This is a genomic window from Promicromonospora sukumoe 327MFSha3.1, assembly GCF_000385135.1.
In the GTDB taxonomy this organism is placed as follows: domain Bacteria; phylum Actinomycetota; class Actinomycetes; order Actinomycetales; family Cellulomonadaceae; genus Promicromonospora; species Promicromonospora sukumoe_B.
In genome coordinates this window covers 982878-1000785 of record NZ_ARQM01000010.1, presented here as the reverse complement: position 1 = coordinate 1000785, position 17908 = coordinate 982878, and the positions used below count along the sequence as shown (strand labels likewise).

General features: G+C 72.6%; 17 protein-coding genes. 7 read left to right on the top strand and 10 right to left on the bottom strand.

Annotated elements, in window-relative coordinates; all coding sequences use genetic code 11:
* Positions 1-26 precede the first annotated feature (26 nt).
* The 4 genes from H291_RS0108145 to H291_RS0108130 are packed head-to-tail and all read right to left on the bottom strand — an operon-like array spanning position 27 to position 3800.
* A complete protein-coding gene (locus H291_RS0108145) occupies positions 27-1124 on the bottom strand; it encodes an extracellular solute-binding protein (RefSeq protein ID WP_020014492.1) in 1098 nt (365 codons plus the stop codon).
* Positions 1121-2176 (bottom strand): ABC transporter ATP-binding protein, encoded by a 1056-nt coding sequence (locus H291_RS0108140; protein ID WP_020014491.1) that lies wholly within the window; start codon positions 2174-2176, stop codon positions 1121-1123. The genes H291_RS0108145 and H291_RS0108140 overlap by 4 nt, the downstream gene beginning before the upstream one ends.
* The gene (locus H291_RS0108135; RefSeq protein ID WP_020014490.1) at positions 2173-2982 is read right to left on the bottom strand and encodes an ABC transporter permease; all 810 of its coding nucleotides are present in this window, start codon (positions 2980-2982) and stop codon (positions 2173-2175) included. The genes H291_RS0108140 and H291_RS0108135 overlap by 4 nt, the downstream gene beginning before the upstream one ends.
* Positions 2979-3800 (bottom strand): ABC transporter permease, encoded by an 822-nt coding sequence (locus tag H291_RS0108130; protein WP_020014489.1) that lies wholly within the window; start codon positions 3798-3800, stop codon positions 2979-2981. The genes H291_RS0108135 and H291_RS0108130 overlap by 4 nt, the downstream gene beginning before the upstream one ends.
* A 160-nt stretch (positions 3801-3960) precedes the next feature.
* On the opposite strand from H291_RS0108130, the gene H291_RS0108125 reads away from it, so the two are divergent.
* A complete protein-coding gene (locus H291_RS0108125) occupies positions 3961-4902 on the top strand; it encodes a LacI family DNA-binding transcriptional regulator (protein ID WP_020014488.1) in 942 nt (313 codons plus the stop codon).
* A gap of 3 nt (positions 4903-4905) precedes the next feature.
* Here the strand turns inward: H291_RS0108125 and H291_RS33700 are convergent, their stop codons facing one another.
* Positions 4906-5043, bottom strand: coding sequence for a hypothetical protein (locus tag H291_RS33700; protein ID WP_020014487.1), 138 nt, complete (start codon positions 5041-5043; stop codon positions 4906-4908).
* Between the two features lie 75 nt (positions 5044-5118).
* Here H291_RS33700 and H291_RS29150 point away from each other — a divergent pair, with 75 nt between their 5' ends.
* Positions 5119-5553 (top strand): hypothetical protein, encoded by a 435-nt coding sequence (locus H291_RS29150; RefSeq protein ID WP_020014486.1) that lies wholly within the window; start codon positions 5119-5121, stop codon positions 5551-5553.
* A 149-nt stretch (positions 5554-5702) separates the two neighbouring features.
* Here the strand turns inward: H291_RS29150 and H291_RS0108110 are convergent, their stop codons facing one another.
* Positions 5703-6479 (bottom strand): SDR family NAD(P)-dependent oxidoreductase, encoded by a 777-nt coding sequence (locus H291_RS0108110; protein ID WP_020014485.1) that lies wholly within the window; start codon positions 6477-6479, stop codon positions 5703-5705.
* 140 nt (positions 6480-6619) lie between these two features.
* On the opposite strand from H291_RS0108110, the gene metH reads away from it, so the two are divergent.
* Positions 6620-10162: a methionine synthase gene (gene metH, locus H291_RS0108105; RefSeq protein ID WP_084468078.1), complete on the top strand. Its 3543-nt coding sequence runs from the start codon at positions 6620-6622 to the stop codon at positions 10160-10162.
* Positions 10163-10311: 149 nt separating this feature from the next.
* Positions 10312-11661: an ABC transporter substrate-binding protein gene (locus H291_RS0108100; protein ID WP_020014483.1), complete on the top strand. Its 1350-nt coding sequence runs from the start codon at positions 10312-10314 to the stop codon at positions 11659-11661.
* A 27-nt stretch (positions 11662-11688) separates the two neighbouring features.
* On the opposite strand, the gene H291_RS0108095 is transcribed toward H291_RS0108100, so the two are convergent.
* Positions 11689-12381, bottom strand: a complete 693-nt coding sequence (locus tag H291_RS0108095; RefSeq protein ID WP_020014482.1) for a GOLPH3/VPS74 family protein — start codon at positions 12379-12381, stop codon at positions 11689-11691.
* A 54-nt stretch (positions 12382-12435) separates the two neighbouring features.
* The gene (locus H291_RS0108090; protein ID WP_020014481.1) at positions 12436-13050 is read right to left on the bottom strand and encodes a DedA family protein; all 615 of its coding nucleotides are present in this window, start codon (positions 13048-13050) and stop codon (positions 12436-12438) included.
* A 181-nt stretch (positions 13051-13231) separates the two neighbouring features.
* Between H291_RS0108090 and H291_RS0108085 the strand changes: the two genes are divergently transcribed.
* From H291_RS0108085 to H291_RS29145, 3 genes are all read left to right on the top strand, one after another.
* Positions 13232-13909 carry a response regulator transcription factor gene (locus H291_RS0108085; protein WP_020014480.1) on the top strand — a complete coding sequence of 226 codons (678 nt, stop codon included), beginning with the start codon at positions 13232-13234 and terminating at the stop codon, positions 13907-13909.
* Positions 13899-15248 carry a sensor histidine kinase gene (locus tag H291_RS0108080; RefSeq protein WP_020014479.1) on the top strand — a complete coding sequence of 450 codons (1350 nt, stop codon included), beginning with the start codon at positions 13899-13901 and terminating at the stop codon, positions 15246-15248. Before H291_RS0108085 ends, H291_RS0108080 begins: the two co-directional genes overlap by 11 nt.
* Positions 15249-15316: 68 nt before the next feature.
* The gene (locus H291_RS29145; protein WP_020014478.1) at positions 15317-16657 is read left to right on the top strand and encodes an LCP family protein; all 1341 of its coding nucleotides are present in this window, start codon (positions 15317-15319) and stop codon (positions 16655-16657) included.
* 10 nt (positions 16658-16667) lie between these two features.
* Here the strand turns inward: H291_RS29145 and H291_RS29140 are convergent, their stop codons facing one another.
* Entirely contained in the window at positions 16668-16901 is a 234-nt protein-coding gene (locus H291_RS29140; RefSeq protein ID WP_020014477.1) for a hypothetical protein, read from the bottom strand.
* 79 nt (positions 16902-16980) lie between these two features.
* A complete protein-coding gene (locus H291_RS0108065; RefSeq protein WP_020014476.1) occupies positions 16981-17847 on the bottom strand; it encodes a phosphotransferase in 867 nt (288 codons plus the stop codon).
* Positions 17848-17908 lie beyond the last annotated feature (61 nt).

Below are 17908 nucleotides of genomic sequence, written 5' to 3'. Positions count from 1 at the left end.
AGTGCTCGTCATGGTGTCGGGCCCGGTCAGCCGGCCGTCACCTCACGGGCGAACCGGTCCACCCACTCGCCGCGCGTGGGCACCAGCTCCGCCGGGTCGAGCGTCGCGTAGCCCGCGGCGACCGGGTCGGCCGCGATGTCGCCGACCACGGCCGAGATCGAGTCCGGCACCGTGGCGGAGGGGTTGACCGGCAGGTCGCCCACGAGCTCGGCGGACTTCGTCTGCGCCTCGGCCGACAGCAGGTAGTCGATGAACTGGTGCGCGCCGTCGGCGTTCGGGGCGCCCGCGGGGATCATGGCGCGGTTGGTGGCCATGTACCGGCCGGTGGCCGGCGGCGTCCACGCGAACGGCTCGCCCGAGGCGACCAGGTCGGTCGCGAAGCCGCTCAGGGAGTCGGCGGCGACGATCTCGCCCTGGGTGAGCAGGTTCGTCACCTCGGTGGAGGACGAGTAGAACTGCAGGATGCCCGGCGCCCAGCCGCCGATGGTGTCCAGCGAGGTGTCGATGTCGTACGGCCCGTCGCCGTACGTCTCCCCCACGCCCGAGATCATGAGCTGGCCGGCCGTGACCGAGATGTCGGGCAGCGCGAGGCTCCCGGCGTGCGCGGCGTCGCCGTACAGGTCCCAGTCGGCGGCCTCGTCGGCCGAAAGCGCCTCGGTCGAGTAGATGGTCCCGTTGAGCTGGTAGCTGTACGCGGGGCCCGCGTAGGAGTCCTCCAGCGCGAAGTCGGCGACCTCGTCGAGGGCGGGCACCTTGGCGGCGTCGACCTGCTGGAACAGGTCGGTCTCCTGGCCCAGCGCGGCGTAGTAGTCGGACAGCAGCATGACGTCGATGCCGGAGCTGTCGCCCGCCACCTGGAGCTGCGAGAGCCGGTCGGCGTTCGAGCCGGTCTCCACCTCGACCTTGATCCCGGTCTCGGCGGTGAACGGGTCGATCACGGCCTCCTGGAACTCCTCGACGCCGAACGGGAACGTGGACACGACGATGGTGTCCTCGGCCGCGGCGTCGTCCCCGGCGGAGCAGCCGGAGGCGAGCAGGGCGGTGGCCGCGAGGCCCGCGACGACGGCCGCGGAGCGGCGGGCGGTCGGGGCCGTGAGGCGGCGGACGGGCACGGCGTGGGTCATGAGATTCCTTCGGTTGCGGGTTCGGCGGTCAGCGGGGCCAGCCGCGCCGTGGGCGCGAGCAGGCGGACGCGGTCGCCGGCGGCCGGGGCCGGTCCGGCCCCGGCAGCGGTGTGGTCGGCACGGTGGTCGGCGACCAGGCGCACGGTGGTACCGGCCGGGTCGGTGGCCTCGCAGGTCACGAGCACGTCGACACCGCGGTAGGCGACGTCGCGCACGACGGCGTCCAGCACGACAGCGCCGTCGGCCTGCCCGTCCAGCGGGGTGTCCGCGGGGACGACGCACAGGTGCTCGGGGCGGACGGCGGCCTCGCGGCCGTCGGCCAGGGTCAGGAAGTTCTCGTAGCCGAGGAACTCGGCGACGAACCTGTCGGCCGGCGCGGGGAAGACGTCGCGCGGCGCGCCGGTCTGCACGACCTTGCCGGCACGCATCAGCACCATCTCGTCGGACATCTCCAGGGCCTCGTCCTGGTCGTGCGTGACGAGGACGACCGTGAGCCCGGTCTCCGACTGGATGCGGCGGATCTCGGCGCGCATCTGCACGCGCAGCCGCGCGTCCAGGTTGGACAGCGGCTCGTCCAGGAGCAGCAGGCGCGGGCGGATGGCGACGGCGCGGGCCAGCGCGACGCGCTGCTGCTGGCCGCCCGAGAGCTGCTTGGGCTTGCGGTCGCCCAGGTGCCCCAGGCCCACGAGCTCCAGCGCCTCGGCCGCCCGGCGGCGCCGCTCGGGCGCCGGCACCTTGCGCATGGTCAGGCCGTACGCCACGTTGTCCGCGACCGTGAGGTGCGGGAACAGCGCGTAGGACTGGAACACCATGCCCAGGTCGCGCTTCTCCGGCGGCGTGCGCGTGGCGTCCTGGCCGTCGATGAGGATGCGGCCCGACGTCGGCGTCGCGTACCCGGCGAGCATGCGCAGCGTGGTGGTCTTGCCGCAGCCGCTGGGGCCCAGCAGCGTGGTCAGGCGGCCGCGCGGGATGCGCAGGTCGATCGAGTCGACGGCGGTGAAGCTGCCGAACCGCTGGGAGACGCCGACGAGCTCGGCGGCGGGGGTGGTCATCGGTTGATCCCTCCGAAGATCTTGGCGAAGCCGACCGTGCGCTCGGCAACCACGGCGACGACGACCGTCGCGGCGAGCACGAGCGTGGAGGCGGCGGCCACCATCGGGTCGTAGCTCTGCTGGACGTAGTCGAGCATCGTGACGGGCAGCGTCCGGAAGTCGCGGGTCTGCAGCAGCAGCGACAGCGGCACGTTGTTGAACGAGGTGACGAAGCCGAGCAGCCCCGCCGAGATGAGGCCCGGCCGGAGCATCGGCAGGGTGACGGTGACGAACGCCCTCAGCGGCGAGGCGCCCAGGCCGCGGGCCGCCTCCTCCAGGGCCGGGTCGGCCAGCGCGAGCGACGCCCCGGTGACGCGGACGGCGTACGGCAGCAGCAGGGCGGTGTGACCCAGCAGCAGGGTGGTGAAGTTGTCCAGGTGCAGGCCGATCATGAGCTGCTGGTACAGCGCCAGGCCCACGACCAGCTCCGGCACCACGAGCGGCGAGAGGAACAGGCCCTCCAGCAGGCCCTTGCCGGGCAGCCTGCCGCGGTGGATCGCCAGCGTGACCGGCACGCCGAGCACCAGGGCCAGCGCCGTGGCCAGCACGGCGAGCTCCAGGCTGGAGACCACGGCCTCCATGAACGGCGAGTAGGCCAGCGCCTCGCCGAACCACTTCAGCGACAGCCCCTCGGGCGGGAAGCGCAGCGTGCTCCCGGCCGTGAACGCCGTGGCCACGACGAACAGGATGGGCACGATCATGATCACGTAGCCCGCGACGGCGAGCGTGCCCGCCACGGGGTGGCGCAGCTTCAGGCCCCGGCTCACGAGGTGGCTCCCTTCCGGCCCACCAGCGCCGAGATCCCGGAGACCAGGAAGACCAGCACCGTCATGACGATCGCGGTGGCCGACGCCGCGGCCCAGTCCACGGTGACGCTCGCGTAGGAGAAGAGCTGGGTCGACAGCATGCGCTGGCTGGACCCGCCCAGCAGGTACGGCGTCGTGTAGGCCGTCACCGAGCCCGCGAAGACGAGCGTGGCGGCGACCACGATGCCCGGCAGCGACAGCGGCACCAGGATGGTCCAGAAGGACCGCGTGCGGCTGGCGCCCAGGCCCCGGGCCGCCTCGTCGAGACCGGGATCGACCTGCGCGACGGCGGAGTAGCACGTGATGACCGCCAGCGGCAGGAAGAGCTGGACCAGGCCCAGCACGATCGCCAGCTCGGTGTACAGGAGCTGGGGCGCCTTCTCGACGATGCCCAGCCCGGTCAGGAGCTGGCCGATGACGCCGTTCGAGCCGAGCACCACGAGCCAGCCGAAGGTGCGCACCACGTTGCTCAGCAGCAGCGGGAAGATCGCCAGCGCGAGCAGCACGCCCGCCCAGCGGGACTGCGACCGGGCCAGCAGCGACGCGATCGGGAAGCCGAGCACCACGCACAGTGCGGTGACGATCAGGCCGATGCGCACGGTGCGCCAGATGATGCCGAGGTCGTAGGGGTCGGTCAGCATCGCGCCCATGCGCTCGATCACCTGGGCGAACGTCACGCCCGGCGGGGCGAAGAGCATCGCGACCGCCGGCAGCAGGAACCCGACGAGCAGGAAGGCCAGCCCCGGCAGGAGCAGCAGAAGTGTGGAACGTGCTCGCACGAGCCGTCTTTCGTTGATGGAACCGGTTCCATCGGACCCTAAGGCATACGCGCCCGTGCTCCCGCCCCGTCTCGTTAACTTCCTGTTACGAGGCCGGGCAGAGCGGGCGGAATCGGTTGCATCGGCCGTCTAGAGTGTCCCCACCGACAAAGGAGGTACGGTGCCTGATCTGTCCGACGTCGCCGCGGTGGCCGGCGTCTCGAAGGCGACCGCGTCGCGCGCGCTGAACGGGAGCGGCCTGGTGGCCGCCGAGACCGCCGTGCGCGTCACGGCGGCGGCCGCGCGGCTCGGCTACGTGCCCAACCGGGCGGCGCGCGAGCTCGCCCGCGGACGCACCGGCATCATCGCGATCGTGGTCCCCACCCTGGACAACACGTTCTTCACGCCGATCATCGCCGGGGCCCAGGCGCGCGCCGAGGAGGCGGGTCTCCAGCTCACCGTGGCCGTGCACGCCCTGGACTCCGCGAGCGCCGTGGAGCGCCTCGCCCGCCAGGTGGACGGGTTCCTGGTGGTGGCGCCGCGCGGCAGCGACACACTGGTGGCGAGCGCGGGCGCGGCCAAGCCCGCCGTGCTGGTCGACCGCGAGATCGACGGCATGACGTCCGTCGTGGCCGACACCGCCTCCGCCTTCGGCACCCTGACGTCCCGGCTCGCCGCCGAGGGTCACGAGCGCATCGTCTACGTGGGCGGGCCCGAGGGGTCGTGGCAGGACCGGCAGCGCACCGCCGCCGTGCGGGACGCCGCCCGCGCGGCCGGGGCGGAGCTGACCGTGCTCGGCCCCCGGCCGGCGACGTTCGTCGCGGGGGTCGAGGTGACGCCCGCCGTCGTCGAGACGGGCGCGACCGCCGTCGTCCCCTACGCGACGTCGATCGGGCTTGGCCTGCTGCTCGCGCTGGGCACGCGGGGCGTGGAGGTGCCGCGCGACCTGGTGGTGAGCACCGAGCCCACGGTCATCGAGGCGCTCGGCCTGGAGCACACCCCCGCCATCGACGTGGACGGCGAGGAGCTGGGCCGCACCGCGATGGACCTGCTGGCGCGGCAGCTCGACGGGCAGGACGAGCCCGGCCGCCAGGTGCGGCTGCCGGTGCCGGTCCGGGGCTGAGCGCTACCGGCTCGGCCGCGCCTGGAGGAGCCACAGGTACGTGTCCGCTTCCGCGTCGGTGACCGTGCGGGCGCGGATCGCGTCGTCCAGGGCGTCGCGCAGCTGCTCGTCGCAGCCGGGCAGCGACATGGTGCCGGGCATCGTGGGCCTTCCTCTCGCGGACGTGCTGAACCAGTCAAGCCCGTGACCTTGGGACAGGGTCAACGCCGACCTGCCGTGCGGGGTTCGCCGGACGTCCCGCGGGGCTTCGAGACCGTCGCGTCCAGGCTGTCCTCGGCCGCCAACGCGCTCATCCACGTGTACACCCAGCTCTACAGCCGGGACGCCCTGGCCGACCTGCGGCGCATGATCGAGGAGGCGCCGACCAGCAGCGGCATCGGCTTCGACGCCCTGCCCGTCGACGCGGACGAGGTCACGCGGCAGCGGGTCGTGGAGGAGCTCACCCCGGAGATCGTGCGCCAGCTGCGGCGCTACCCCTGGCTGACCGAACCAGGAGCGCACCTGTCCAAGAGCGAGCAGGTCACCCGGGAGATGTTCGCCGAGGCCGTCGTCGAGCTGTACAACCCGGCGCAGATCGACGTCCTGCGGCGAGCCAGCCTCGCCGCACGCGCGGAGCTGGACCGGGAGCCCGTCTCCGCCCCACCGGACTGACGGACTGACGGGCGCCCGACGCCTGTCCCTCCGCCGCCGCCACCCGCCGGGAAGAAGTCTTCGCAGCGAGGAGGGTAACGAGCAGGTAGCAGTGCTACGTCTCCGTTACCCCTCCAGCCGCGCAGGCTTCGCCCCCGCCCCGCGGCGGGTCAGTGGACCGAGAAGCCGCCGTCGACGAACAGCGAGTGGCCCGTGACGTAACCGGAGGCGGCGCTCGCGAGGAAGACGGCGGCGCCCGCGAAGTCCTCGGGCACGCCGTTGCGGCCCACGGTGGTGCGGGCGGCGAGTGCGGTGACCTTCTCGGCGTCGTCCTGCAGGTGCTGGTTCAGGGGCGTGAGGACGAAGCCGGGCACGAGGGTGTTGGCGGTGACGCCGCGCGCGGACCAGGCCTCGGACTGGGAGCGGGCGAGCGACTCGAGGGCGCCCTTCGAGACGCCGTAGACGCCGCTGTCGACGAACGAGCGGTGGGCCTGCTGCGAGCTGATGTGGATGAGCCGGCCGAAGCCGCGGGCCGCCATGCCGGGCGCGAACCGCTGCCCGAGCTGGAACGGCGCCTCCAGGTTGACGGTCATGGTGACCTCCCAGGTCTCCTGGTCGACCTGGCCGAGGTGGGGGCGCAGGTTGATGCCCGCGCTGTTGACGATGACGTCGGGCTCGCCCACCTCGGCGACCGCGTCGGCGGCGGCGCGGATGCCGGGACGCGTGGAGAGGTCGGCGACCACGGTCTCCACGGTGCAGCCGCGCTCGCGCAGGCCGGTCGCTACCCCGTCGAGGCGGTCGGCGCCGCGGGCCAGGAGCACGGTGCGCGCACCCGCCAGGGCGAGCGCCTCGGCGATGGCGCGGCCGATGCCGGAGCTGCCGCCGGTCACCACGGCGGTGCGGCCCTCCAGGGAGAACAGGGAGGCCAGGTAGTCGTGCGTCGTCATGCAGGGACGATACTCCCGCGGTATCGACGGCCGGGCACGCACGGCGTCGTCGTCGAACCAAGGCTTACGCTGCCCGGGTGACCGCACTCCCCGCCGCCCTGCCCGCGCTCGCCGAGCGCTCCGCCGCCCTGCTGGAGGCCATGCGCACGCGCGTGGTCGTGGCGGACGGCGCCATGGGCACGATGATCCAGGAGGCGAATCCCACCCTGGACGACTACCAGGGGCTGGAGGGCTGCAACGAGATCCTGACGGTCTCGCGGCCCGACCTGATCGCCGGGGTGCACGACGCGTTCCTCGAGGTGGGCGTCGACGCGATCGAGTCGAACACCTTCGGAGCCAACTGGTCGAACCTGTCGGACTACGGCATCGACGACCGCATCCGCGAGCTGGCCCGCGAGGGCGCCCGGATCGCGCGGGAGCGCGCCGACGCGTTCTCGACGCCGGACAAGCCGCGCTGGGTGCTGGGCTCGATGGGGCCGGGCACCAAGCTGCCGTCGCTGGGTCACACCACGTACGCACACCTGCGCGACACGTTCGCGGAGCAGGCCGCCGGGCTGATCGAGGGTGGCGCGGACGCGCTGCTGATCGAGACGAGCCAGGACCTGCTGCAGGCCAAGGCTGCGGTCACGGGCTGCCGGCAGGCGATGGCCGCGGCGTCGGAGGGCGGCGTCGGGCGGCGGGTGGCGATCATCGTGTCGGTGACGGTCGAGACCACCGGGACCATGCTGATGGGCTCGGAGATCGGCGCGGCGCTGGTGGCGCTGCAGGCCCTGGACATCGACGCGATCGGCATGAACTGCGCGACCGGCCCGGAGCAGATGAGCGAGCACCTGCGGCACCTGTCGCAGCACGCGCAGATGCCGGTGGCGTGCATGCCGAACGCGGGCCTGCCGGTGCTGGGTCCGCACGGCGCGTCCTACCCGCTGACGCCGCAGGAGCTCGCGGCGGCGCACACGCAGTTCGCGCGCGAGTTCGGCCTGGGCCTGGTGGGCGGCTGCTGCGGCACCACGCCGGAGCACATGCGGCTCGTGGTCGAGGCCGTGGGCGGGCAGCCCGTGGCCCCGCGCGAGCCGGCGCGGGAGAACGCCGTCGCCTCGCTGTACTCCGCGACGGACCTCCGCCAGGAGACGAGCTTCCTCGCGATCGGCGAGCGCACCAACGCGAACGGCTCCAAGGCGTTCCGCGAGGCGATGCTGGAGAGCCGTTGGGACGACGTCGTCGACATCGCCCGCGCCCAGACCCGCGACGGCGCGCACCTGCTGGACGTGTGCGTGGACTACGTGGGGCGCGACGGCGTCGCGGACGTGCGGGACGTCGTCTCCCGCCTCGCCTCCGCGAGCACGCTGCCGCTGGTGATCGACTCCACGGAGCCCGCCGTGATCCGCGCGGGCCTGGAGCTGCTGGGCGGCCGCGGCGTCGTCAACTCGGTCAACTTCGAGGACGGCGACGGGCCGGCGTCGCGGTTCGGCCGCATCATGCCGGCGGTCGTGGAGCACGGCGCCGCCGTCGTCGCCCTGACGATCGACGAGGAGGGGCAGGCGCGCACGGCCGACGGCAAGGTCGCCATCGCGTCCCGGCTCATCGACACGCTGGTGGGCGACTGGGGCATGCGGGTGGACGACATCATCGTCGACGCCCTGACGTTCCCCATCGCGACCGGCCAGGAGGAGACGCGGCGCGACGCCATCGAGACGATCGAGGCGATCCGGCGCATCAACCAGAAGTACCCCGGCGTGCACACCACGCTCGGCGTCTCCAACGTGTCGTTCGGCCTCAACCCGGCGGCGCGCGCGGTGCTGAACTCGGTGTTCCTGCACGAGGCGGTCGAGGCCGGGCTGGACTCGGCGATCGTGCACGCGGCGAAGATCCTGCCGCTGTCCTCCATCCCCGACGAGCAGCGGCAGACGGCGCTCGACCTGGTGTGGGACAAGCGCGAGTGGGACGCCGACGGCAACCTGACCTACGACCCGCTGTCCAAGCTGCTGGACCTGTTCGAGGGCGTGGACGCCGGGGCGATCCGGGACGCCCGCGCCGCGGAGCTGCTGGCGCTGCCCGTGGGCGAGCGGCTCGCGCGGCGCATCATCGACGGCGCCCGCAAGGGCCTGGAGCCCGACATCGAGGAGGCCCTGGGCTCCGGGATGAAGGCGCTGGACATCGTCAACGACCACCTGCTGGAGGGTATGAAGGTGGTGGGCGAGCTGTTCGGCAAGGGCGAGATGCAGCTCCCGTTCGTGCTCCAGTCGGCCGAGGTGATGAAGGCCGCCGTCGCGCTGCTGGAACCGCACATGGAGAAGATCGAGGGCTCCGGCTCCAAGGGCACGATCGTGCTGGCGACGGTGCGCGGCGACGTGCACGACATCGGCAAGAACCTCGTGGACATCATCCTGACGAACAACGGCTACACGGTGGTGAACATCGGCATCAAGCAGCCGGTGAGCGCCATGATCGACGCCGCGATCGAGCACGACGCCGACGTCATCGGCATGTCGGGGCTGCTCGTGAAGTCGACGGTGGTCATGAAGGAGAACCTGGAGGAGCTGGCCTCGCGCGGGTACGAGAAGCGCTGGCCGGTGCTGCTGGGCGGCGCCGCGCTGACGCGGACCTACGTCGAGGACGACCTCGCCGGCGCCTTCCCCGGAACGGTGCGGTACGCGAAGGACGCGTTCGAGGGGCTGCGGCTCATGGAGCCGCTGGTGCGGGTCGCGCGCGGGGCATCGCCGGACGACGTTGGCCTGCCGGCCCTGCGCAAGCGGCGGCACAACGTGGTCACGGTGACGCAGACGGCCCAGGAGGACCTGCCCGCCCGGTCAGACGTCGCGACCGACAACCCCGTGCCGGCCCCGCCGTTCTGGGGCACGCGCATCGTCAAGGGCGTCCAGCTTGCGGAGTACGCGGCGTTCCTGGACGAGCGGGCCACGTTCATGGGCCAGTGGGGCCTCAAGCCGGGCCGCTCGGCGGACGGCGCCTCGTACGAGGAGCTGGTGGAGACCGAGGGCCGCCCGCGGCTGGCGGAGTGGCTGGACCGCATCCGCACGGACCAGATCATGGACCCCACGGTGGTCTACGGGTACTTCCCGGTCTGGTCGGAGGGCGACGACGTCGTCGTCGCGCACCACGGCGACCTCGCCGGGATCGGGGCGCCCGACGGCGGGTCCGGCGGCGAGCCCGGCACCGAGCGGCTGCGGTTCCACTTCCCGCGGCAGCGCCGCGACCGGCACCTGTGCCTGGCCGACTTCGTGCGGCCGCGCTCGTGGGTCGAGGAGACGGGGCAGTTCGACGTGCTGCCGGTGCAGCTCGTGACGGTCGGTGACACGGTCTCGGCGCACACCGCGAAGCTGTTCGAGGCGAACAGGTACCGCGAGTACATGGAGCTGCACGGCCTCTCGGTGCAGCTCACGGAGGCGCTGGCGGAGTTCTGGCACGCGCGGGTGCGCTCCGAGCTCGGGTTCGCGTCCGAGGAGCCCAGCACCGTGGAGGGCATGTTCAAGCTGGAGTACCGCGGGGCGCGGATGTCGCTCGGCTACCCCGCCTGCCCCGACATGGAGGACCGGCACAAGGTCGTCGAGCTGCTGCGGCCCGAGCGGGTGGGCGTCACGCTGTCGGACGAGCTGCAGCTGCATCCCGAGCAGTCGACGGACGCGTTCGTGTTCCACCACCCGGAGGCGAAGTACTTCTCGGTGTGAGTCCCGGGGCGGCGGTCCGGCTCCGGAGCCGGTAGAGGCCGGTGGAGACCGTAGGACGTGCCGCCCCCGGTATCCGGCCAGGTGGCGCTACGGTACGAATGCCTGCCTGGCAGACGTCGACGCAGACGCCGACCCGAAACGGAGTTCCTGTGGCACGAGACACCGGCTTCCCCCGCCGTACCGGCGCACTGCTCGCCGTGACGGGGGTCGCAGCGGCGGTCCTGGCCGGGTGCGGCACCTCGCCCACCACCGGCGCGGCGGCCGACCTGTCCCCCGACGCCGTCTCCGCGGCGCTCCAGGAGGGCGGCGACCTGCTGGTCTGGGCCTGGGAGCCCACGCTGGAGCATGTCGTGGAGGACTTCGAGGCCGAGTACCCGAACGTGGACGTCGAGCTGGCGAACGTCGGCACGGGCAACGACCACTACGTGGTGCTGCAGAACGCGATCCGCGCGGGCTCGGGCGTACCCGACGTCGCGCAGGTCGAGTACTACGCCCTGCCACAGTTCTCCATCGCGGGGTCGCTCGCGGACCTCGCGCCGCTCGGCGCGCGAGACCTGGACGGCACCTACTCCCCCGGCACCTGGGAGGCCGTGACCGACGACGGCGCCGTGTACGGCCTGCCGATCGACTCCGGCCCGATGGCGCTGTTCTACAACGCGCGGACCTTCGAGGCGGCCGGCGCCAAGGTACCGGCGACGTGGGACGAGTTCGTCGAGACCGCACGGAAGATCCACGCGTACGACAGTGATACCTACCTCGTCGCGGACGACGGCAACGCCGGGTTCGCGACCTCGATGATCTGGCAGGCGGGTGGGTCGCCCTACACCGTCGACGGGACCACGGTGCGCGTCGACCTGACCGACGAGGGCTCCGCCAGGTTCGCCGGCATGTGGCAGCAGCTCCTGGACGACGACCTGGTGGCGAAGGTGCCGGAGTGGTCGGACGAGTGGTTCCAGCGGCTCGGCGACGGGACGATCGCCGCGCTGGTGACGGGGGCGTGGATGCCCGCGAACCTCGCGTCGGGCGCACCGGGGGCGGCCGGCGACTGGCGGGTGGCGCCCATGCCGCAGTGGACGAAGGGCGCGACCGCGACCGCGGAGAACGGCGGCTCCGCGCTGTCGGTGACCGAGGCCAGCACCCAGAAGGCGCTGGCCTACGGGTTCCTCCAGTACGCGAACGCCGGCGACGGGGTGCAGGTCCGGCTCGACCACGGGAACTTCCCGGCGACGACGGCGGACCTCACGAGCCCCGAGTTCCTGGCCATGGAGCCGAAGTACTTCGGCGGACAGCGGATCAACGAGGTGCTCTCCGCGTCCGCGACCGGCGTCGTTCCCGGCTGGCAGTACCTGCCGTACCAGGTCTACGCGAACAGCGTGTTCCCCGACACGGTCGGCCAGGCCTACACGGGCTCGACGACGCTCGCGGACAGCCTCACCGACTGGCAGGACTCGATCGTGAGGTACGGCAACGAGCAGGGCTTCACCGTCTCCGGCCCGTGAGCGCGCCGTCGGGCGACCGTTCGCACCTCACTGCGACGCGTCGCCGCCCACCGCGGCCTCCGCGACCGCGCCGCCGATCGACGCGACGGCCGCCACCAGGATGGCCTGGTTGACCGCCGCCGCGCCCCAGGTGCCCTCCCGCAGCTCACGGGCGCGCTCGGTCACCGCGCGCGACCTGCGGATCGCCGGGTGGAGCTCCGCGAGCGTCCCGCCGGCGGAGAGCACGGCCGTCAGGGCGGCGGTGCGCGAGTCGGGTGCCGCGCCGTCCTCGAGCACGGCGCGGACCCGTTCCAGCAGCGCCGCCTCGTACGGGAGGTCCTGCGCGGGCATCCTGGTCACCGGGATGATGCCCAGCATCTTGGACCGTTCCCTGGCCAGCATGCCCCGCTCCACCAGCCGGTGGCGCAGCTGCCCGTCCAGCTCCAGCCCGATGTCGACGAGGACCGTGTGCACGTGCCGGGGCCGCTTGGCCACCTGCCGCATCGCCTCGTCCAGGATCGTGTCGCCGAGCGCCTCACCCGCGACGGCGTGCACCCGCTTCCTGTGGTCGAGGTCGACCCGGCCCAGCAGCGCGAGCTCCATGAGCACTGCCCCGCCGAGCGTGTAGTGCAGGTTGGCCTCACCCTTCACCACACCCGACTCGTCGTCGAGCAGGAGCAGCATGAGGTCCTCGACGATCAGCAGCTCGGGGCGGATCTCCTGGTGCCTCGGTCGGCGCATCGGTCTCTCCTCGTTAGTCACGCACCCATGAGAGACCGTGCCCCTGGGGCAGAGTCAATCGCCCCGGGTCGCCGTGGCCTGCTGCTCGGCCGGCCGCCGCGTGCGGCGTCGTCGGACGCGACCCACCACGAACCAGACGAGGCCGGCGGCGACGGCCGCGACCACGATGTACTGCAGCACCGAGGCGTACGGGTCGACGGCGTGCCAGTTGGCCCCGAGCAGGTAGCCGGCGACGACGAAGATGCTGTTCCAGATCAGGCTCCCCGCGGCCGTGAGCACGGTGAAGACCGGCAGGCTCATGCGCTCGGTGCCCGCGGGGATCGAGATGAAGCTGCGGAACAGCGGGACCATCCGCCCGAAGAAGACCGCCTTGGTGCCGTGCCGCGCGAACCAGGCGGTCGTCCGGTCGATGTCCTCGACGTCGACGAGGGGGATCCGGGCGCCGATGGCGCGCATGCGGTCGTGGCCCAGCCACGCTCCGAGGCCGTAGAGCACCCAGGCGCCGGCGACGGAGCCGATGGTGGTCCAGATGATCGCGCCGGCGAGGGACAGGTCCCCGAGCCGCGCGGCGAAACCGGCCATCGGGAGGACGACCTCGCTGGGGATCGGCGGGAACAGGTTCTCGACGAAGATCGCCAGGCCGGCACCAGGGGCGCCGAGCGTCTCCATGAGTTCCACGGTCCACAGGGCGATGCCGTCGAGTTCAGGGGTGGGGTCAGCTGCGCTCACGTGCCGACCGTAGGTCCACGAACCTGAAGGGGAGATGAAGACGCCGGCCTCAGGCGCGTTCAGCACTCGTTCAGGGAACATCGGAGACGATGGGGCGTCCGGCCGGAGGAAAGGTGGTCCCATGCGTGTGCTCGTGGTCGACGACGAGGTGCGGTTCGCCGACGGCCTGCGCCGCGGCCTGGAGGCGGAGGGTTTCTCCGTGGACCTCGCCCACAACGGCACGGACGGCCTCTGGCGCGCACGCGAGGTGAGCTACGACGCGATCGTCCTGGACCTGATGATGCCGGGCATGAACGGCTACGCCGTCTGCCAGACGCTGCGCGACGAGGGCAACTGGACCCCGATCCTCATGCTCACGGCCAAGGACGGCGCCTGGGACCAGGTCGAGGGCCTGGACCTCGGCGCCGACGACTACGTCGTCAAGCCCACGGAGCACGTGGTGCTGCTCGCCCGGCTGCGCGCGCTGATCCGCCGGGGCCGGCCGGAGCGCCCCACCACCCTCGTCGTCGGCGACCTGCGCGTCGACCTCGCCACCCGCGAGGTGCACCGCGGCGCGGCGCCGGTGAAGCTGACCGCCCGGGAGTTCGCCGTCCTGGTCTTCCTGGCGCGGGAGGCCGGCACCGTACGGAGCAAGAGCGAGATCCTCGCCGCGGTCTGGGAGGACCAGTTCGAGGGCGACTCGAACATCGTCGAGGTCTACATCGGGCACCTGCGCGCCAAGCTGGACAAGCCGTTCGCGCTCGACACGATCCAGACCGTGCGCGGAGCCGGCTACCGGCTGATGCCCCATGCGGCGTGAGCCGGTGGGGCGGGACCCGCTACCCGGCGGCCGCCGGTTCTCGCTCCGCGTCCGGATCACCGCCTCGACCGTCGGGATCGTGCTGGCGGTGCTCGCCGTCGGCGGGTTCGCCGTCGTCACGCTGCTGGAGCGCTCGCTGGTCGGGTCGGAGGCGCAGACGGCCGAGGACCAGGCCCAGCAGTTCGCGCTGGACAGCGCGACGGCCGGGGAGCTGGCCAAGTTCGACGCCGACGAGGTGATCATCCAGCTCCAGCTCGACGGCGAGGTGGTCGGCGTCGCCGACGAGGACCTCAAGGACACCCTCCCGCTGCCCGTCTCCGACAGCGAGCGGATCGTGAGCGTGCTCGACGAGCGGTACCTGGTCCAGTCCGCCCCCGTCACCCTGGACGGCCGCGTGCACCACGTCGTCGTCGGCCGCTCCCTGGACACCGCCGACGAGGCGGTGCGCGCGGCGACCACGCTGATGGCCGTGGCGGTGCCCGCGGTCAGCGCCTTCGTCGCGCTGATGATCTGGATCGTCGTCGGACGCTCGCTGCAGCCCGTCGAGCGGATCCGGCGGGACGTGGAGTCCGCGGGCGACGACCTGACCCGCCGCATCGCACCGCCGGGCGGCACCGACGAGGTGTCGCTCCTGACCTCCACGATGAACAAGATGCTCGACAAGCTCGAGGCCGCGCAGCGCGCCCAGCGGCGGTTCGTCTCCGACGCCTCGCACGAGCTGCGGTCGCCGGTGGCCGCGATCCGCCAGCACACCCAGGTCGCGCTCCGGCACCCCGACACGACCGACCTGGGCACCCTGGCGGGCACCGTCGACGTCGAGGCGGCGCGCCTGCACGAGCTGATCGACGACCTGCTGCTCCTGGCCAGGCTCGACGAGGGGATGACGCGGAACCGGCGCGAGATCGACCTGGACGACGTCGTCCTGGCCGAGGCCGCGCGGCTGCGCACGCTGGGGATCGTGGTCGACACGACCCGGGTCGGCCCGGCCCGCGTGCTCGGGGACGAGGTGCTCCTCGTGCGCGCCGTCCGCAACGCCGCGGAGAACGCGCGGCGGCACGCCCGCACCCGCATCGACCTCACGCTCACCACGGCGGCGAGCCAGGTCGTGCTGTACGTCGACGACGACGGCGACGGCGTCCCGGAGCAGGACCGGGAGCGGATCTTCCACCGGTTCGAGCGCCGCGACGACGCCCGCAGCCGGGTCAGCGGCGGCTCCGGGCTCGGGCTCGCGATCGTGGCCGAGGCGGCACAGCACACCGGCGGGACCGCGGAGCTGTCGGACGCGCCCACGGGCGGGGCCCGGCTCGCGCTCCGGCTCCCCGAGCACCAGGACCGCTGAGATTCTTGCTGAACGTCTCTTCAGGTTCGTTCAGCCCCGGTTCATGGGCCGGTGCCCAGGATGTCCGCATGAGCGACTTCTGGACGGCGGTCCGGCCGGTCGGCGAGACAGTTCCCGGGGTCCCCCGGCACGCGCGGTCCGGTGAGCGGCAGCCGCGCCACGTGCGCAGCTGGCGCAGGGCGTTCGTGGTCCGCACCGTCACGATGAGCGTCGTCGGCACGCTGGCCTTCGGCACCGCGGCCGGGGCGACGGCGTACCACAACGCCGTCTCGCAGATCGACGTGCAGGACCTCGACGGCCTGGTGGCCGAGCAGGTCAAGCCGAAGGACCCGTCCGACCCGTTCAAGGACGAGCCCGTCAACCTGCTGCTGATGGGCACGGACATCCGGGACGGGTCGAACGCCGACATCGGGGGCGTGGTCGACGGCATGCGGTCCGACACCACGATGCTGGTGCACATCGCGGCCGACCGGCAGTGGATCGAGGTCGTGTCCATCCCCCGCGACTCCATGCTGGCCATCCCGGCGTGCGAGCTCCCGGACGGGTCGCGGAGCGCGCCGTACACGGGCCGGTTCAACTCGGCGTTCTCGACGGGCAGCGGCGGCGCTGCCGCTGACATGCGGTACGCGGCGGCCTGCACCATCAACACGGTCAACTCGCTGACGGGCGTCACGGTGTCCAACCACGCCGTGGTGAAGATGAACGGCGTGATCGACGTCGTCGACGCGCTCGGCGGCGTCCGGATGTGCCTGCCGGAGGCGCTGCACGGCGACCCCCGCTCCGCGCGGATCGACCTGGAGGCCGGGGAGAACCGGCTGGACGGGAAGACGGCGATCCAGTTCCTGCGGGTGCGCAAGGGCACGGGCCTGGGACTGGAGATGGGCAGCGACCTGGCGCGGATCGAGCGGCAGCAGATGTTCATCAACGCGACGATGCGGCAGATGCTCTCCGCGGAGACGCTGGCCGACCCCACCAGGACGTACCGGCTGATCAACGCGGCGCTGGGCTCGCTCAGCGCGGACCCGGCGATCGCGGACCCGGGGAACGTGGCGGGGCTGGCGTGGTCGTTGCGGCAGATCGAGAAGCGCAACATCGTCATGACGTCGGTCCCGGTCTACGACAACGCCGACGGCGCGACCGTGTCCTGGTCGCCGGAGACCTCCGAGATCTTCGACCGGCTCGCGGCCGACCAGCCGCCGGAGGACGTCACGCTGGAGACCCCGGAGCCGTCGGGCTCGCCGAGTGCGAGCGTCGGTGTGAGCGAGGGCGCGGGCGGCGGTGCGGGCGGCGAGGAAGCGGCGGCCGACGGCGACGCCGGCCCGCCGAGCGACGGGACGACCGACGACCAGCCCGCCGAGCCGCGGACCAGCCCGACCCCCGAGGAGCTGCCCGAGGGCATCTGCGCCTGACGACCCTGGTCTACGGCTTCTCGTTCTCGCCGAGAGTCTCGTCCTCGGCCGGGGCGGTGCCCCGCACCATCGCGAACACCGGGAAGAACGCCACACCGAGCGCGATGCCGATCGCGAGGTTGTCCAGCGTGATGCCGAGCGCCACCCCGATGCACAGGCCGACGGCGACACCGGCGCCCCAGCTCCAGCCGGTGGTCGTTCCGGCGTCGTCGCCGTCCTGGTCGTCCGGTCCGGTGGGTGCCATGTGCCCAACGTAGGCAGACAGGTGCGCCCGAGTCCTCCCCCCGAGGTCTGATCTTGCGCCGGCCCGTCCCCCTGGAGGCCTACAGCCCGTCCACTCGCCTGACCACGGCGTCGAGCGTCGGCCACGGGGCGCCCGCGCGCAGCACGCGCAGGAGCTCCTCGCCGAACTGCCTCCCCCGCGGGAACTGGTCGTCGACGTCCCACCGCCAGGCGGCGACCATCGCGAGGACGAGCTGCCGGCAGTCGTCGAGCAGCTCTTGATCGACCCCCGGGTAGTGCTCGGCGACCGCTTCGGCCATGTGGGCGAGGTCGAACTCGACGGGCCCGCGGCAGCAGGTCTCGAGGTCGATGAACAGCGGGCCGTGCTCCGTGACGAGCACGTTGCCCGGGTGCGGCTCGCCGTGCAGCAGCTGCTCGACGGCGCCGCGGTCGTCGATCGCCCGGCGCAGGCCGGCGAGCCTGCCGCCGAGGAGCGCGCGGTCGGCGTCGGCCAGCTCGGGCGAGCGGTCCGGGTCGGCGACGATCTCCTGCGCCTCCGTGATCCGGTCCGTGAAGCGCGGGCTCGGCAGGTCGACGGTGCGCATGCCGTCGTGCAGCAGCTTCAGCGCCTTGGCGACGTCGGCCGGTGACGGCTCGGGCGACACGGGCGCGTAGTAGGTCCACAGCGTCACGGCGAAGCCGTCGCGCACGTACACGCGCGGGTCCACCCGAGGTTCCAGCGCCGCCAGCGGGGCTCCCGCCGCGACGAGCCGCTGGGCGAGGTCGACCTCGAACTGCGCCACCTCCTGGCCCAGCGGGGCGACGCGGGCGAAGACGTCGCACGGCGTCAGCCGCAGCGCCAGCTTGTTGGAGTCGTGCAGGACGACGGCGTCGTCGGCCGGCAGGTCGAGGGATGTCGCGATCGAGGTCGCAGCAGCGATGGCGCGCGTGACGTCGGTGATCTCCACGGTCGCATCGTGGCACGGGCGGGCAAGGAGATTTCGCCCGGCATCGGTTCACGGCGGGCCG

What these genes read in the sequence shown, in the direction of transcription:
- H291_RS29140 (WP_020014477.1), bottom strand. Translation starts at nt 16,901, where the DNA reads ATGGCACCCACCGGACCGGACGACCAGGACGGCGACGACGCCGGAACG.
- H291_RS0108095 (WP_020014482.1), bottom strand. Translation starts at nt 12,381, where the DNA reads ATGCGCCGACCGAGGCACCAGGAGATCCGCCCCGAGCTGCTGATCGTC.
- H291_RS0108090 (WP_020014481.1), bottom strand. Translation starts at nt 13,050, where the DNA reads ATGGAGACGCTCGGCGCCCCTGGTGCCGGCCTGGCGATCTTCGTCGAG.
- H291_RS0108110 (WP_020014485.1), bottom strand. Translation starts at nt 6,479, where the DNA reads ATGACGACGCACGACTACCTGGCCTCCCTGTTCTCCCTGGAGGGCCGC.
- H291_RS0108080 (WP_020014479.1), top strand. Translation starts at nt 13,899, where the DNA reads ATGCGGCGTGAGCCGGTGGGGCGGGACCCGCTACCCGGCGGCCGCCGG.
- H291_RS33700 (WP_020014487.1), bottom strand. Translation starts at nt 5,043, where the DNA reads ATGCCCGGCACCATGTCGCTGCCCGGCTGCGACGAGCAGCTGCGCGAC.
- H291_RS0108145 (WP_020014492.1), bottom strand. Translation starts at nt 1,124, where the DNA reads ATGACCCACGCCGTGCCCGTCCGCCGCCTCACGGCCCCGACCGCCCGC.
- H291_RS29145 (WP_020014478.1), top strand. Translation starts at nt 15,317, where the DNA reads ATGAGCGACTTCTGGACGGCGGTCCGGCCGGTCGGCGAGACAGTTCCC.
- H291_RS0108140 (WP_020014491.1), bottom strand. Translation starts at nt 2,176, where the DNA reads ATGACCACCCCCGCCGCCGAGCTCGTCGGCGTCTCCCAGCGGTTCGGC.
- metH (WP_084468078.1), top strand. Translation starts at nt 6,620, where the DNA reads ATGCGCACGCGCGTGGTCGTGGCGGACGGCGCCATGGGCACGATGATC.
- H291_RS0108085 (WP_020014480.1), top strand. Translation starts at nt 13,232, where the DNA reads ATGCGTGTGCTCGTGGTCGACGACGAGGTGCGGTTCGCCGACGGCCTG.